This is a genomic window from Massilia paldalensis (assembly GCF_044901715.1).
In the GTDB taxonomy this organism is placed as follows: domain Bacteria; phylum Pseudomonadota; class Gammaproteobacteria; order Burkholderiales; family Burkholderiaceae_D; genus Telluria; species Telluria paldalensis.
The window spans coordinates 319,830-335,098 of the sequence record NZ_JBJCIU010000005.1; the positions used below are offsets into that span (position 1 = coordinate 319,830).

The window sequence follows — 15,269 nt, forward strand, 5'->3', positions numbered from 1 at the left end:
ATGAAAGTACGCGATATCGCACACGCCCGCGCCGGCGACAAGGGCGACGTGTCCAACCTGTCGCTGATCGCCTACCGCATCGACGACTTTGCGCTGCTCGAACGGCACGTGACGGCCGAGCGCGTGCAAGCCCATTTCGCCGGCATCGTGCACGGCGGCGTGCAGCGCTATTCCCTGCCCGGCCTGGGCGCGCTGAACTTCGTCATGCACGGCGCGCTGGGCGGGGGCGTCACGCGCTCGCTGGCCCTCGACGCGCATGGCAAGTCGTTGAGCTCCGCCCTTCTCGACATCGACATCGACATCGACCTCGACTGAGGAACGGCCCGCCGGCGCGGGCAGGAACACACGTCCACACCTTGTCGCACAGGAGATGCCCGGACCACCGGGCAGCGCGCCGCTGCACGCCCTTAGCACGCCACCCGGGCGCCGATCCGGGGACGAAGGCGGCGGTGGCAGCGCGTTTCGCAGTACCAATGGAGGAGACCATCATGAAAAGAACACTCGTCAGCATCGCCCTTCTGGGCGCCATCGGTCCCGCCGCGCACGCGCAGTCGGCGATCACGATCTACGGCCTCGTCGACGGCGGCATCGAAGCCGAGCGCGGGGGCATCGCTGGCAACATCGTCAAGGTGAGCAGCGGCATCGGGGCGGCGTCCCGTCTCGGCTTCAAAGGGGTGGAAGATCTGGGCGGTGGCCTGTCCGCCCTGTTCGTGCTCGAATCGGGACTGCTGATCGATACCGGCACGTCCGACGTGGCCGGCGCGGCGTTCAACCGCCAGGCCTTCCTCGGCTTGAAGGACCAGCGCCTGGGTGCCATCACCCTCGGCCGCCAGTACACCCTGACCTACAACGCGCTGGGCCAGGTCGGCGATCCGTTCGGCGCCGGCCTCGCCGGCAGCGCCAAGAACTTGTTCCCGGTAGCCGGTGCGAACCTGCGCTCCAACAATTCCGTCATCTACACCAGCCCGGCCTGGAACGGCTTGACGGCGGAAGCGCTGTATTCAGTGGGCGAAGTCGCGGGCAACAGTAGTGCCGGCCGCCAGTTCAACCTGGGACTGAACTACACGCGCGGCCCCCTGAACGCCCGCCTGGCCTACAACAACCGCAACAACGATACGGCCGCCGTGACCACGAACGGCATCGGCCACAACACCCTGTTCGTCGCCAACTATGACTTCACGGCAGCCAAGCTGTTCTTCGCCTACAGCGCCGACAAGGGCATGAACAGCGCCCCCCTCAACAATGCCACGCCCAGGCCCTACGGACGCGTCTTCAACCCCAGCCTGAAAGGCGACGACCTGCTGCTGGGCGCCCACATCCGCGTGGGCGCAGCCGGCACGATCATCGCGTCCTATATCCGCAAGAACGACAAGACAGCGCCGAACCAGGATGCGCGGCAGTATGCAGTGGGCTACACCTACGCCCTGTCCAAGCGGACCAGCGCCTATGCCTCGTACGGGATGATCACGAACAGGAACGGGGCGGCGTACACCGTCGGCAACAACAGCGATGCCGGTACCGGCGACCGCGCCACCAATATCGGCGTGAGGCACAGCTTCTAGGGCGCAGCTCACGCCGCGCGCGACGCCTCCGCCGTACCTGCTCGCTGCGGTTTCGGGAAGCAGGTATTGAGCAGCAACAAGCTCAGGATCAGGATGGCGCCGAGCGTCCCCAGCGAATAATGGTAGCTGCCCGTCGCCTCCTTGATCCAGCCGATGAAGATGGGGCTGAAGGTGCCGCCGAGGGCGCCGATGGAGCTGATCAGGGCCAGCCCGCCCGCCGCCGCGCGGCCCTTGAACAGGGCGCTGGGGATCGTCCAGAACACGGCCAGGAAGGCAAACACGGCGCCGCTCGACAGCGTCAGGACCAGCGCCGTGAGGGCGATGCTGTGCGCCGCCAGCGGCAGCAGCAGGAACGTCACGCCGGCGACGAGGCCGCAGCCGATCACGTGCCAGCGCCGCTCGCCGCGCTTGTCCGAGCTGTATCCGACCGCCAGCATGATCACCGTCGCGGCGAGCGCGATCCCGCTGCTCACCCAGCCGACGCCGGCAATGGTCGACACGCCGACATTCTTCAGCAGCGTGGGAATCCACACGAGCAGCGCGTTCTCCACGCAGTAGAATGCGAAGTAGCACAAGGCGAGCTTGTACAGGAGCGGGTCGCGCAGCGCGTCGCCCAGCTGCGCCGGGGCGTTCGCGCCGGCGGCAGCGCCGGGCTTCGCGGCGCCGGCCTGCACGGCCCGCTCCACGCTGCGCTGCTCGTTGTCGTCCAGCCAGCGCGCCTGCGCGGGACGGTCGGCGAGCCACAGGTAGCACACGACGCCGAGGACGATGGCGGGAATGCCTTCGAGGATGAACAGCCACTGCCAGCCGCGCAAGCCCGCGTGGCCGTCCAGTCCCGTCATGATCCAGGCGGCGAGCGGGCCGCCGACGATGCCGGCGGCGGGCAGCGCCATCACGAACAGGCTGGTGATGCGGCCGCGCAGGCGGTCCGGAAACCAGTAGGTCAGGTACAGCAGCACGCCGGGGAAGAATCCCGCCTCGGCCGCGCCGATCAGGAAACGCAGCAAGTAGAACGAATGCTTGCCCGACGCCCAGGCCTGCAGGATGGTGAAGGCGCCCCACAGCACCATGATGCGCAGCAGCGTCCTGCGGGCCCCCACCCGGTGCAGCATCAGGTTGCTGGGGACCTCGAACAGGATGTAGCCGAGATACAGCAGCCCGGCTGCGGCGCCGAACGTGGCTTCGGTCATCCCGAGGTCGCTGATGAACTGCAGCTTGGCGAAGCCCACGTTGAGCCGGTCGATCATCGCCACGACATAGCAGATGAACAGCAGCGGCAGGATGCGCAGCACGATCTTGCGCAGGGTGGCGGATGGGATGCGGTCGTCTTCCATGGTGTTCGTCTCCTTGTCGTCGTCAGCTCGGTGGGCGTGGGATGGAGCGCCGTCCGGATCAGGGCCCGAAACTGGAGCGGGCCTGGATGCCCCAGCGCCCCCCGACACGCGTGATGATGTACAAGGAGTCGTAGACGCCGATCACGGAATCGTCCTCCCGGTAGCGGGTATAGCTGAGGGCCACGTGCACCTTGTCGCCATGGTACTGCACCAGTTCGCGCCGGCCCCAGCGGCTGTACTTCCAGTCGTCCTCTTTCCTGAGCCGGTCGAACAGGTCCATCGGATTGCAGCCCGGGGCCTCGTACACGGTAAACTTGCCGTCAGCCAGGCGCAGGTGGGGGAAATGCATGGTCGCGTCCATGCCGGCCGCATCGTAGCGGTTGAGCGCCTCCATGAACCGGTCGAGTACGTCGATGCATGCTGCGCGGATGTCGTCATTGCTGTCCAAGGTCGTGGCTCCCTGCTGAGGTAGATGGTTGCGGCGCGCCGGCGAGGAAGGCGCGCACCGCGGCCGTGAACGCGGGCGCGGCGCCGGCGTTGCCGAGGTGGGCGGCATCGAGTTCGATGTAGTCGGCGCCCGCGATGGCGGCGGCGAGCTCCCGGCTCTGCGCCGGCGGCGTGGCCCCATCGTGGGCGCCGCCGATCACGAGGGTCGGCTGGCGGAGGGTCGCCAGGCGGTCGCGGAAATCGAAGTCGCGGACCGCGTTGCAGCACCAGCGGTAGCCGGACGGCTCGGTCGCGCACAGCATCGCGCGGTAGAACGCGACGACGGACGGGTGGTCGGCGGCGAAGCCGGGCGTGAACCAGCGCGCCAGCGTGGCGTCCGCCAGCGCCGCCACGCCGGCATCCACGGCCGTCTGGCCGCGCGCCGTCCAGAACGCGGGGTCGCCGAAGCTGGCCGCGGTATTGCTCAGCACCAGCCGCTGCATGCGGTCGCCATGCAGCCCCGCCAGCTCCATGCCCACGGCGCCGCCCATCGACAGGCCGCAGAATGCATAGCGCTGCACGTCCAGGTGGTCGAGCAGTTGCGCGAGCCGCGCGGCGATGGCCCGGATCGAGGGCGTCTCGCGCCAGACCGGGCTGCCGTGGCCGGGATAATCGAAACAGATGATGCGGTGGTCGCCCGCCCAGTCGCACAATTGTTCGCTCCACAGGCGGCGGTTGGTGCCGAGCGAGTTGGCAAGCACGAGCACGGGTGCCCCGGGGTCGCCGGCCACGGCATGGCTTACGCCCGCGTATTCGCTGTGTTGACGCAGCATGGAAAAGTAGGGATTGACCATGGCATGGCACCTCTGATAATCTTTGTTCGCTAGGCGAACGTGTGTTCGTTTTACGTTTTCATTCTATGCGCCACTATAAGGAAGGTCAACCTAGGGAAGGTCAATCTAAGGAGGGTCGACGATCATGAAGGAAGAAAACCAGCCGGATCCGGAACTGTACGTGGACGCGTTCGCGCGCGGCCTGGCCGTCATCCGCGCCTTCGACGCCACCCACCCTGTGCGTTCCCTGGCGGAAGTGGCGGAAACGGTGGGCATCAGCCGGGCATCGGCGCGCCGCCTGCTCGGCACCCTGCTGCACCTCGGCTACGTGCGCACGGACGTGCGCGGCTACTGCCTCAGCCCGAAGGTGATGCAGCTCGGCTACGCCTTCCTGTCCGGCCTGTCGTTTTCGGAAATCGTCGAGCACTATGTCCTCGACCTGGCGGAAAAGACCAACGAGTCCTGCTCCGTCTGCGTGCTGGACGACGTGGAGGTGGTGTACACGGCGCGTGCGTCGACCAAGAAGATCATTTCGGTCAACCTGGCCATCGGCGCCCGCCTGCCGGCCTGGGCGACGGCGACGGGACGCGTGCTGCTGGCCGGCCTGGACGACGCCCGGCTGGGCCCCGCCCTGGCGCGCTGCGCGCAGGCCGAGCTGACCCACGCCACGCGCACCGACCATGCGCGGCTGGCGGACACGATCGAGGAAGTACGGGCGAACGGCTATGCGTACACGTCCGGCGAGCTGGACCTCGGCTTGACGGCGATCGCCGTGCCCTTGATCGACCGCCACGGGCGCACCGTCGCCGCGATGAACGTCGCCGGCCACGTGCAGGCGAATTCGCGCGAGCACATGTTGAACCACAACCTGCCGCTGCTGCGCCAGGCCGCCCAGGAAATCAACGCCACCCTCGCCGCGCGCGGCATCGCCTAGCTGGCCGCGCGCGGCGGCGCGTCAGAACGTCACCAGGCTCTTCAGGCCGAGCACCACGACGTCCGGATTCGCGGACGTGCCGCCCGGATGCTTGACGAACTGGATGTTCGGACGGATGCTCAGCGACGGGATCGGCGACCAGGCGTAGTACACCTCGGTGGCGTATTCGTAGCCGTCGTTGACGACCGTCGCCGCATTCGGATGCAGGCCGTTGACGAAGCGCTGGTGGTTGGCGTAGCGGCCGTTGCCGTGGGTAGCGCCGACGGCCACGCCGACCATGTCGCGCGGACGGTCGAACAGGCCCTTGTACTGCATGCCGACGGCCACCTGGCTGTCCGTGGCGGCCGTGAACTTGTCGGCCTGCGAGGCGTTCAGGAACAGGGTCATGCCCTTGCCGCCGGCACTGCCCGTCACCTGCTGCTGGATGCTGACGTAGCCGCCGTAGGCGCCGTCGCGCCGCAGCGCGACCGCGTCGCTGCTGCCGAGCGGCCGGCGGTTCTGGTCCAGCATCAGGTCCGCGCTGTCGGACGTGTTGTACCACGCGCCGACCTTGTAGCTGCCGGGCAGGCCGTTCACGCTCGGCAGCCAGCCGAACTCGACGGGTATCAGGGCGCCGGTCGTGCCATGCGGATTGTTCGGGTACAGCCCGCGGTGCCGGGTGTCTTCGTCATTCAGATAGGTCGGATCGACCTGGTACGCGCCCACCTGCAGGTAGGTAGTGGCCGAGGTGTTCAGCCTGGCGACGGCGGCCCACACGCTGACGGGCCAGTTGGCCCAGTAGCTGCCGACGATGTTGCCGGGCTGCGCGCCGCAGAAGGTCAGGTTCTGGAAGTCGCAGGTGAAATTGGCGAAGTCGGTGCCGATGGTCATGCGGCCGAACTTCAGCCGCAGCCGGTCGTCCAGCAGCGATTGCTGCAGGTAGAAATTGGTCAGGCGCCAGGTCTGGCCGCGGCCGAAGACTTCCTGCGTCTGCTGGAACGTTCCCAGGCCCGCGTCGGCGTCCAGGCTATGGCCGTTGCGGTCGGTGATGTCGACGTAGAAGGTGCCGCCGGTCCAGCCCAGCAACTTGTCCAGGTCGAGCGTCGTTCCCAGCCGCCACTGGTCGCTGTTGCGCGTCTTGTGGTCGGCGCCGCCCGTGGTATTGCTGGCGATTTCGGACACGTAGCCAAGGTCGAACTTGACGCCCTGTTCGGCCAGCCGGGTGCGCTGGCCGTTCCAGTCGCCCAACAGGTAGGGGCTGGTGTCCAGGTCGGTGGCGGAGGCGGCCTGCGTGGCCAGCATGCCGAAGGCGGCGCTAGCGATCGCCGCGGCGATCACGGTCTTGCTTGGAATGATATTCATAATTTTTTCTGTCGATGATTCAGCGGCCCGCGCGCAGCGGCGCGGCCGCGATGATCCTGGGTTATTCGATCGGCTCGGGGGCATCCGGTTGCCGGGCAGGCCCGTGCGGCCTGCCCGGCACTGCGCGCGGAGCCGGTCCGTCGCGCCGGACGCCTGCCGCGCTTACTGCGCCTGGTGCGACCTGGCCGTCCTGGCGGCAGGTGCGGCGCCGTCCGGCAGCGCGAAGGCCACCATTTCGTCGCCCATCCTGGTGCCGAGCGAGCCGTGGCCGCCCGCCATGACCACGACGTATTGCTTGCCGGTCTTGTCGGACACATAGCTCATCGGGGTGGCCTGGCCACCGGCCGGCAGGCGGGCCTTCCAGATCTCCTTGCCGTTGCGGACGTCGTAGCCGCGCAGGTAGTAGTCCAGCGTACCGCTGAGGAAGGCCACGCCGCCGCCGGTGGTCATCATGCCCGCCAGGCTGGGCACGCCCAGCGGCAGCGCGATCGGAACCGGCGCGCTGTCGCGCGTGGTGCCGTTCTTGTGCATCCAGACCTTCTTCATGGTCTTGAGGTCGACCGCCGCCACGTAGCCCCAGGGCGGCGCCTGGCAGGGGAAGCCCAGCGGCGACAGGAAGGGGCTGATCTCGACCGCGAACGGGATGCCCGTCTGCGGCTGCAGGCCCATTTCGGTGCCGGAGCCGCCGGCGGCGTCGGCCTTGGCGCGCGGCACCAGGCGTTCCAGGAAGCCCATGTAGTCCGGGTTGACGATCAGCAGCTGGCGGACCGGGTCGACGGTGGCGCCGCCCCATTCGAAGATGCCGAGCGGGCCCGGGGAAATGATGGCGCCCTTGCCCTCTTCGCCCACCGTTTGCGGCGTGAACGGCCCCTGGTAGCGGTGGTTCTTGAAGATGATGCGGCACGCCATCTGGTCGAACGGCGTGGTGCCCCACATGTCGGTCTCCTGGATGGGACGATCCGGCAGGAAGCTCAGGGCCGAGAACGGCTGGGTCGGCGACAGCTTGTCGCCGGCGGCGACGTGGTCGGTCGGCACGGGTTTTTCCGGCGCCGGCACCACCAGCGAGCCGTCGCGGCGGTCGATCACGAAGATGTTGCCGGTCTTGGTGGTGGCGACGACGGACGGCACCTTGCCGCGCGGCGTATCGATGTCGACCAGGGTCGGCTGGCCGCCGATGTCCATGTCCCAGATGTCGTGGTGCACGGTCTGGTAGACCCAGCGCAGCTTGCCCGTCGCCACGTCGAGCGCCACGATGGCGCTGTTGAAGCGTTCGCCGTTCTTGTTGCGCTTGCCGCCCCAGGTGTCGGGCGTCTCGTTGCCCATCGGGATATAGACCATGCCCAGCTTTTCGTCGACGCTCGACACGCCCCAGGAATTGGGCGAGTTGCGCACATAGGTCTGGCCTTCCGTGAGCGGATTGGTCTCGTCCGGACGGGCCGGATCCCAGTTCCACACCAGCTTGCCCGTGACGGGGTCGTAGCCGCGGATCACGCCGGACGGTTCGTCCGTCGAATCGTTGTCAGTGACGCTGGCCGCCATCACCAGCATGTGTTGCGACACGGTCGGCGGCGAGGTCGGCATCAGCATGCCGCGCTTCTTGACGGGGTGGCCCTTGTACAGGTCGACGACGCCGTTCTCGCCGAACGACTTGCACGTGGCGCCCGTATCGGCGTTGACGGCGATGAGGGTGCCGTCCATGGTCGGTGCGAAGATGCGGCGCGGGCATTCCATGGCGGATGCGTCGGCCGACACCGTGCCCGGCTTGGCGTTCGACTCGGCCGCCAGCGACGGCGCATTCGCGTCCCAGTAGGACACGCCGCGGCAGATCATGTGCTGGTAGCGCTTGGCGTCGCGGTTGATCTTCGGATCGTGGCGCCAGATTTCCTTGCCCGTATCGGGGTCCAGCGCAATGACGACATTGTGCGGCGTGCACATGTAGAGCATGCCGTTCACCTTGATCGGCGTGACTTCGTTGGCGATTTCGGTCGGGTCACCGGCGCCCTTGAAGTCGCCCGTGTGGAAGCTCCACGCCTGTTTCAGCTGCCCCACGTTGGCCGGGGTGATCTGCGCGGCCGGCGCATAGCGGTCGCCATGGCCGGAACGGCCGTAGGCGGCCCAGTCGTTGGGGGCGACGCCGGCGGCGTCGGGTTCGCCCGTCGCGGCCATGTTCGCTTCCGGCACGTCGCCATGCATGTCGTGGTAGTCCTGGAACAGCGCGACCACGCCGACGAGGGCCGTCACGGCCACCGCGCCGAACAGCGCCTTGCGGCCCATGTCGGCGCCGCCCTCTTCCTTGCCCAGGCGGCGGTCGACGAAGGGCAGCAGCAGCCAGACGGCGGCGGCGAACCAGATGTCGAGGCGCGGCAACAGTTGCCACCAATCAAATTTAACTTCGATCACGGACCAGACGACGGTCAGGACGAGGATCGCGGAAAGCAGGGCGAGCGCCGCGCGGCGCCCCCTGAACACCAGCACGCCAGTGGCGATGAGGCCGATGCCGGCCACGAGGTAGTAGAGCGAGCCGCCGAGGCTCGCGAGGTAGGCTCCTCCGCCCGTCAATACGAGGCCGAGAAGGATGAAAATCGCTCCAGTGACTGTCAACAGTCGCCTTGAGCTAGTAGAGTTCGACACATGGATCCTTCATGAATTAGTTGACATTTATGATATCCACGGGAGACGGATTTGTAAACCGCACGGTTTCCAAATCAATTTTAACAATAAATACGCCTCGAAAGGCTGAGCATCGACATGACGGAACAACCCAAGGCCGGGCGACCGGTCACTAATTGCCCGAAAGAACTACTCGACCGCCTGATCCAGGCCGCCAATGACATCCTCCAGGAACAGGCGGCCGACGCCGACTTCAGCGTGAGCGAACTGGCGCAGCGCGCCAGGATCTCGAAACGGACCGTGTACACGGTCGTCGCGAGCAAGGAGGAATTGATCACCCATCTCATCCGGCGCGGCATCCAGGTGGCCACGACGCGCCTCGAGACGCCGGTCGCGAATGTCGCGGATGCGCGGGATGTACTGGCGTGTTTCCTGAGGGAGTGGGTGGCGTTCGCCAGCGGCCCGCAGGCCGTCGGCATCTATGTCATGGCGATCCGCGAGCGCAGCCGCTATCCGGCCATCGGCGCCGCCTACTACCGCGCACGCGAGGAACAGGGCAAGCAGCACCTGGCCGCCTGGATCGGGCGCATGCAGGACAAGCGCTACGTCGCCGCCGGCGATCCGGCGCTGCTGGCCGACCTGGCATTGATCATGGCGGCGGCCGAACGCCAGCGCAACCTGGCGCTGGGCCTCGATGCACAGATCACGCCGGAACAGACGGAACGCCGGATCGACGCGATCCTGCAGTTCGTGTTCCGGCAGGCCCCGGCCTGACGGGGATCCATGCGTGGTCCGGAAATGCCGGCCTGCGCCCTGCAGGCCGCATGGGCGCTACGTTTCGCCGCCGCCACGGTTGCACACGGCCGTGTGCGGACGAGGTCGGGAACAGGTAAAATCCGGCACTTTCGTCATTTGCGTGGTGTACCTTGTCCCAGGAAAGATTGTTGGATCTGCAAGATCTCTGCACTAACGCGACGGCGCCCCTGTTCATCATGGACGACCGCCAGCATTGCGTCTACATGAACCCGGCGGCGGAGCGGCTGACGGGCTACACGCTGGCCCAGGTGCAGGGGGCGCCGCTGCACGACTTCGTGCACCATACGCGCCCCGACGGCAGCCACTACCCGCTGGAGGAATGCCCGATCGACCGGGCCGCGCCGGCCAATATGCAGGAGCGCGGCGAAGAGGTGTTCGTCCACAAGGACGGCACGCTGTATCCCGTCACGTTCACCGCCAGCCCGATCCGCCGCAACGACCGGGTGGTCGGCACCGTCATCGAAGTGATGGACGCCAGGCCGCAGCGCGAACAGGACAGCATCCGCGAGGCCATGCACGAGATCGGCCTCCTGATCCTGCAGGAACTCGACCACGAGAAGATCGTCCAGGGCGTCACCGATACGGCCACCCGCCTGACGGGGGCGCAGTTCGGCGCGTTCTTCTACAACGTGCGCAACGAAGCGGGCGAATCGTACACGCTGTACACGATCGCCGGCGTGCCCAAGGAAGCCTTCTCGCAGTTCCCCCTGCCCCGCAACACGCGCCTGTTCGGTCCCACGTTCGACGGCGCCGGTACGATCCGCAGCGACGACATCCGCCGCGATCCGCGCTACGGCCATTCGGCGCCCTACCATGGCATGCCGTCCGGCCACCTGCCCGTCTGTTCCTACCTGGCGGTGCCGGTCAGGCTGGGCAACGGCGAGGTGATCGGCGGGCTGTTCTTCGGCCACGAGAAGCCGGGCGTGTTCCGGGAGGAGCACGAAACGCTGGTGGAAACCCTGGCGGCGCAGGCGGCGATCGGCATGAACAAGGCGACGCTGTACCGCGAGGCGCTGTACGCGCAGCGCCGCGCCGAACAGGACGCGGTGGAAAAGCAGCGCCTGTACGAGGAAGCCGCGCAGGCCAACGAGGCGAAGGACCAGTTCCTGGCGACCGTCTCGCACGAACTGCGCACGCCGCTGACGTCGATCCTCGGCTGGGCCCAGATGCTGACGTCCGGGAAGCTTAAGCCGCCGATGGTCGAACGTGCCGTCGCCACCATCGAGCGCAACGCCCGGGCCCAGGCCCAGATCGTCGAGGACCTGCTCGACATCTCGCGCATCGTCAGCGGCAAGTTGCGGCTGAACGTGCAGCTGTTCTCGCCCCACGTCGCCGTGGAGGGCGCGGTCGAAGCGATGCGGCCGGCGGCGCTGGCCAAGTCGGTCGACCTGCAGGTCGTGGTCGATCCGCGGGCCGGGCCGATCTCGGGCGACCCCGAACGGCTGCAGCAGATCGTCTGGAACCTGGTGGCCAACGCCGTCAAGTTCACGCCCAAGGGAGGCCGCGTGCACCTTGCGCTGCAGCGCCACCACTCGAACGTGCAGATCGTCGTCACCGACAACGGCGCCGGCATCCCGCCGGACTACCTGCCGCGCGTGTTCGACAGCTTCACGCAGGTCGACTCCTCGTCGAGCCGCAAGCACGGCGGCCTGGGACTCGGGCTGGCCATCGTGAAGAAGCTCGTGGAACTGCACGGGGGTACCGTCAGCGCCCACAGCGACGGCATCGGCAAGGGCGCCTCGTTCACCGTGAACCTGCCCGTCGCCCCGCTTGCCTATGGCGCCACCCTGCCGCCGCAGCGCGAGGCGGCCGGCCACTACTCGCTGCCGCAGGACACCGAGCAGTTCGGCCTGTCGGGCCTCGTCGTGCTGCTGGTCGAGGACGACGAGGATGCGCGCGGCATGCTGAGTTCCGTGCTGGGCAGCGCCCATGCGGTGGTCGAGACGGCCGGCAACGCCGAGGATGCGCTGCTGCTGTGGGACGGCATCCGGCCCGACATGATCGTCAGCGACATCGGCATGCCGGGCATGGACGGCTATGCGTTCATCGCCGAGATCCGCCAGCGCGAGGCAAGGCTGGGCCTTGCGCCCACCCCGGCGGTGGCCCTGACGGCCTATGCGCGCGTGCAGGACCGCATGCGGGCCCTGACGAGCGGCTTCCAGATGCACGTTGCCAAGCCGGTGGAACCGGCCGAACTGCTGACCGTGCTGTCGACGCTCAAGGCGTGGCGCATCGGCTGATGGACGGCGGCCGGCCGGCGCCGTGGCAGCGGCGCCACAGCGTTGTTCAAGATCCCGTTCGCGGCCGCCGCGCGGCGTTCGATGCGAACACAGTAGCGATATAATTTTGCTCGTCCGTTCGCCCGCATCGCGGCGAACATGTGCGCCGCGCGGGGCGAATGGCGCGAGTCGAGGGCCGCAACGCCGGCCGTCCCCTTTTTCGAGTGTGGCATGATCCTGGCAACAGACCAACATCCCGACGGGCGCGGGCTTTCCCCCGTCGCACTGCAGTTCATTGCGCTCCGCGACGCGGTCATGGACCGCTGGGAGCGCGAGGTGCGCGCGCGCGTGGAAGGCGCCGGCGATTTGCTGGCCCCCGTGCTGACCAACACGCTGCCGGCCTTCCTCGACAATATCGCGGAAGCCCTGAGCCCGGACCACCCGCGCCGCCACGGCGCCAGCGGAACGACGTCCCCGTCCGCGCATGGCGACGAGCGCGCGCGCATGACGCCGTTCGGCCCGGACCAGGTGATCCACGAGTACCAGATCCTGCGCGAGGCGATCGCCACCGAGACGAAGGGACGCATCGCGCTGGACGAAGCGCATTGGACCATCATCGACCGCTCCATCAACGCCGCGACGCGCGAAGCAATCCGCACGTTCACGCGCATCCACGACGACCTGCGGCGCAAGGTGGCGGCGGCGCTGTCACACGACATGCGCACCCCGCTGGCCGTCATCGACTACGGCGCCCAGGTGATTTCGCTCGCGCCGGACCTGGACGTGGCACGCAGGACGGCCTCCAGGATCGAAGAGAATTCCGCGCGGCTCAAGACCATGATGAGCGACCTGCTCGACGCCCTCACCTTCCAGGGCGCCGCGAAGATGCCGCTCAGGCTGACGCGCTTCGACGTGCGCGACCTCGTCGGCGAGCTGTGCGAACAGTATGGCCAGGGCGCCGGACGGCACATCCGCTTCGAGGCGGACAGCGATTCGGTCGTCGGGTTCTGGTGCCGCGACGCGCTGCGCCGGTCCGTCGAGAACCTGGTCAACAATGCGATCAAGTACGGCAACGGCGGCACGATCAGGATCGCCGCCCACGCCACCCGGGGCAGGCTCATGCTGAGCGTGCACAACGACGGCAATCCGATCCCGGAAGACCGCCACGACCGCATCTTCGACTACCTGCACCGCGAAGGCGGCGTGGCGGCCGGCGACGGCTGGGGCGTCGGCCTGCCCTTCGTGAAGGCCGTGGCCGACAGCCATGGCGGCAGCGTGTCGGTGGACAGCGGGCCGGACACCGGCACCACCTTCCTCATCGACGTGCCGGTGGACAGCCGGCCGTTCGTGGACGGGGCGCCCCGGCCCGCGGCGGCCGGACAGTCCGCCTGACGGCGCGGCCTGCCGGCCGTCGCTTATCCGGGCAGGCTGCCCGTCAGAAGGTCTCCCATCCGTCGCCGGCCGCGACCGGCTCGCGCCGGGCCGATGCCTGGCCGGGACGGACGGCGGCGACGCGCCGTGGCGTCCGCACGGCGGCGACCGCCACCGGCTTGCGCGCGACCGCCGTTGCGGACGCGGGATGGACGGCCGGTGGCGCGCTTTCCTGGCCGGTCTGGAAGGTGCCGACCAGCCCCGCGAGTTCGCGGGCCTGTTCCTGCATCGCGTCGGCCGCGGCGGCCGCCTCCTCGACCAGCGCCGCGTTCTGCTGCGTCACCTGGTCCATTTGCGCGATCGCCTGGTTGACCTGCTCGATGCCGGTACGCTGTTCGTCGCTGGCCGCGGCGATGTCGCTGATCAGGTCCGTCACGCGCCGCACGCTGCCGACCACTTCCTGCATCGTGCTGCCGGCCTGGTCGACGAGCCGCGCGCCCGCCTCGACCTGTTCCACCGAATCGCCGATGAGTTCCTTGATCTCCTTGGCCGCGGCGGCCGAGCGCTGCGCCAGCGAGCGCACTTCGCCGGCGACGACGGCGAAGCCGCGGCCCTGCTCACCGGCGCGGGCGGCTTCCACGGCCGCATTCAGCGCCAGGATATTGGTCTGGAACGCGATGCCGTCGATGACGCCGATGATGTCGGCGATCTTCTGCGACGATGCGTTGATTGCGCCCATCGTCTCCACGACCTGGGCGACCACGGCGCCGCCCCGCTCGGCGGTGCCGGAGGCGCCGGCGGCGAGATCGCTGGCCTGGCGCGCGTTGTCGGCGTTCTGCTTGACCGTCGACGTCAGCTCCTCCATCGAGGATGCCGTCTCTTCGAGCGAGCTGGCCTGCTGTTCCGTGCGCGACGAGAGGTCCTGGTTGCCCGAATTGATCTCGCCCGATGCGGTCGCGATCGTCTCGGTGCCCGCACGCACACGGGTCACGATGTCCAGCAGCGCGGCATTCATGTCCTTCAATGCGCCCAGCAATTGGCCCGTCTCGTCCTTCGAGCGCAGCTCGACCTGCATGGTCAGGTCGCCCCGCGCCACGCGCTGGGCGACGCGCACGGCATACGCCAGCGGTCCCGTGATGTTACGGGCGAGCCAGAGCGCCAGCATGGACGCCAGCAGCGCGGCGACGATGCCGCCGCCGACGAGCGTCCACGTCATGGTCCTGCCCAGCGAGGCCACGGCCGCGGTACGTTCGTCCATCAGCGCCGATTCCTCGGCCTTGATGTCGGCGACCAGCTTGCGCATCGCATCCATGCCCGACTTGCCCTTGCCCGCCTGCTCGGCGGCCACCACCGGCGCCATCTCCGCATCCGCGGTCGCGCGGCGCAGGGCGATGGTCGGGTCGATGGCGCTGTCGAGCCAGGCGCGCTGGGCGTCGGCCAGTTGCTGCAGGCGTTGCTGCTGGCGCGGATTGTCCGCGGTCAGGCGCCGCGCCGCCTCGAGGTGGGCGGCGAACGCCGTCTTGCCGCTGTTGTACGGTTCGAGCGAGGCCTCCTTGCCGGTCAGCGCGAAACCGCGCTCGCCCGTTTCGATGTTCACCAGGCTCATCAGCGCATCGTCGACGGCGGCGAGCACCTGGTAGGTATGGACATTCATGTCGCTGGCGCGGCCGAGCCTGGAGAAATTGGCGTATGCCAGGCTGACCAGCAGGACGAGCAAGGCGACGACGGCACCGAAGGCCAGGTACAGGCGGACGCGGATGCGAAGGTCGGACAGTCTCATGGTATGCGAAGTGATAGTTGATCAAGTAGCGCTGACGTTCTCA

At 68.1% G+C, this 15,269-nt stretch carries 12 protein-coding genes; 6 read left to right on the plus strand and 6 right to left on the minus strand.

Annotated features, from left to right (window positions below):
* Both ACI1V7_RS24130 and ACI1V7_RS24135 read left to right on the plus strand, forming a co-directional pair.
* Complete coding sequence (locus tag ACI1V7_RS24130) at positions 1–315, plus strand: AtuA-related protein (RefSeq protein WP_404534502.1); 315 nt, start codon at positions 1–3, stop codon at positions 313–315.
* Positions 316–488: 173 nt separating this feature from the next.
* Positions 489–1,562 (plus strand): porin, encoded by a 1,074-nt coding sequence (locus tag ACI1V7_RS24135; protein WP_404534504.1) that lies wholly within the window; start codon positions 489–491, stop codon positions 1,560–1,562.
* A gap of 8 nt (positions 1,563–1,570) precedes the next feature.
* Here the strand turns inward: ACI1V7_RS24135 and ACI1V7_RS24140 are convergent, their stop codons facing one another.
* Genes ACI1V7_RS24140 through pcaD form a run of 3 tightly spaced genes read right to left on the minus strand, consistent with a single transcriptional unit; the run spans position 1,571 to position 4,176 of the window.
* Entirely contained in the window at positions 1,571–2,896 is a 1,326-nt protein-coding gene (locus ACI1V7_RS24140) for an MFS transporter (protein ID WP_404534505.1), read from the minus strand.
* A 58-nt stretch (positions 2,897–2,954) separates the two neighbouring features.
* Positions 2,955–3,344, minus strand: a complete 390-nt coding sequence (locus ACI1V7_RS24145) for a DUF6841 family protein (protein WP_404534507.1) — start codon at positions 3,342–3,344, stop codon at positions 2,955–2,957.
* Positions 3,331–4,176, minus strand: a complete 846-nt coding sequence (gene pcaD / locus ACI1V7_RS24150; protein ID WP_404534509.1) for a 3-oxoadipate enol-lactonase — start codon at positions 4,174–4,176, stop codon at positions 3,331–3,333. The genes ACI1V7_RS24145 and pcaD overlap by 14 nt, the downstream gene beginning before the upstream one ends.
* A gap of 124 nt (positions 4,177–4,300) precedes the next feature.
* On the opposite strand from pcaD, the gene ACI1V7_RS24155 reads away from it, so the two are divergent.
* A complete protein-coding gene (locus tag ACI1V7_RS24155) occupies positions 4,301–5,089 on the plus strand; it encodes an IclR family transcriptional regulator domain-containing protein (protein WP_404534511.1) in 789 nt (262 codons plus the stop codon).
* A gap of 21 nt (positions 5,090–5,110) precedes the next feature.
* Here the strand turns inward: ACI1V7_RS24155 and ACI1V7_RS24160 are convergent, their stop codons facing one another.
* Entirely contained in the window at positions 5,111–6,430 is a 1,320-nt protein-coding gene (locus tag ACI1V7_RS24160) for a carbohydrate porin (RefSeq protein WP_404534513.1), read from the minus strand.
* 162 nt (positions 6,431–6,592) lie between these two features.
* The gene (locus ACI1V7_RS24165) at positions 6,593–9,031 is read right to left on the minus strand and encodes a membrane-bound PQQ-dependent dehydrogenase, glucose/quinate/shikimate family (protein WP_404534514.1); all 2,439 of its coding nucleotides are present in this window, start codon (positions 9,029–9,031) and stop codon (positions 6,593–6,595) included.
* A 147-nt stretch (positions 9,032–9,178) separates the two neighbouring features.
* On the opposite strand from ACI1V7_RS24165, the gene ACI1V7_RS24170 reads away from it, so the two are divergent.
* The 3 genes from ACI1V7_RS24170 to ACI1V7_RS24180 all read left to right on the plus strand — a co-directional run bounded on the left by ACI1V7_RS24170 (position 9,179) and on the right by ACI1V7_RS24180 (position 13,467).
* Positions 9,179–9,814: a TetR/AcrR family transcriptional regulator gene (locus ACI1V7_RS24170; protein WP_404534516.1), complete on the plus strand. Its 636-nt coding sequence runs from the start codon at positions 9,179–9,181 to the stop codon at positions 9,812–9,814.
* Positions 9,815–9,984: 170 nt separating this feature from the next.
* Positions 9,985–12,096 carry a PAS domain-containing hybrid sensor histidine kinase/response regulator gene (locus ACI1V7_RS24175; RefSeq protein ID WP_404534517.1) on the plus strand — a complete coding sequence of 704 codons (2,112 nt, stop codon included), beginning with the start codon at positions 9,985–9,987 and terminating at the stop codon, positions 12,094–12,096.
* A 210-nt stretch (positions 12,097–12,306) separates the two neighbouring features.
* A complete protein-coding gene (locus ACI1V7_RS24180; RefSeq protein WP_404534518.1) occupies positions 12,307–13,467 on the plus strand; it encodes a sensor histidine kinase in 1,161 nt (386 codons plus the stop codon).
* Positions 13,468–13,510: 43 nt separating this feature from the next.
* On the opposite strand, the gene ACI1V7_RS24185 is transcribed toward ACI1V7_RS24180, so the two are convergent.
* Positions 13,511–15,226, minus strand: a complete 1,716-nt coding sequence (locus ACI1V7_RS24185) for a methyl-accepting chemotaxis protein (RefSeq protein ID WP_404534519.1) — start codon at positions 15,224–15,226, stop codon at positions 13,511–13,513.
* Between the last annotated feature and the right edge of the window lie 43 nt (positions 15,227–15,269).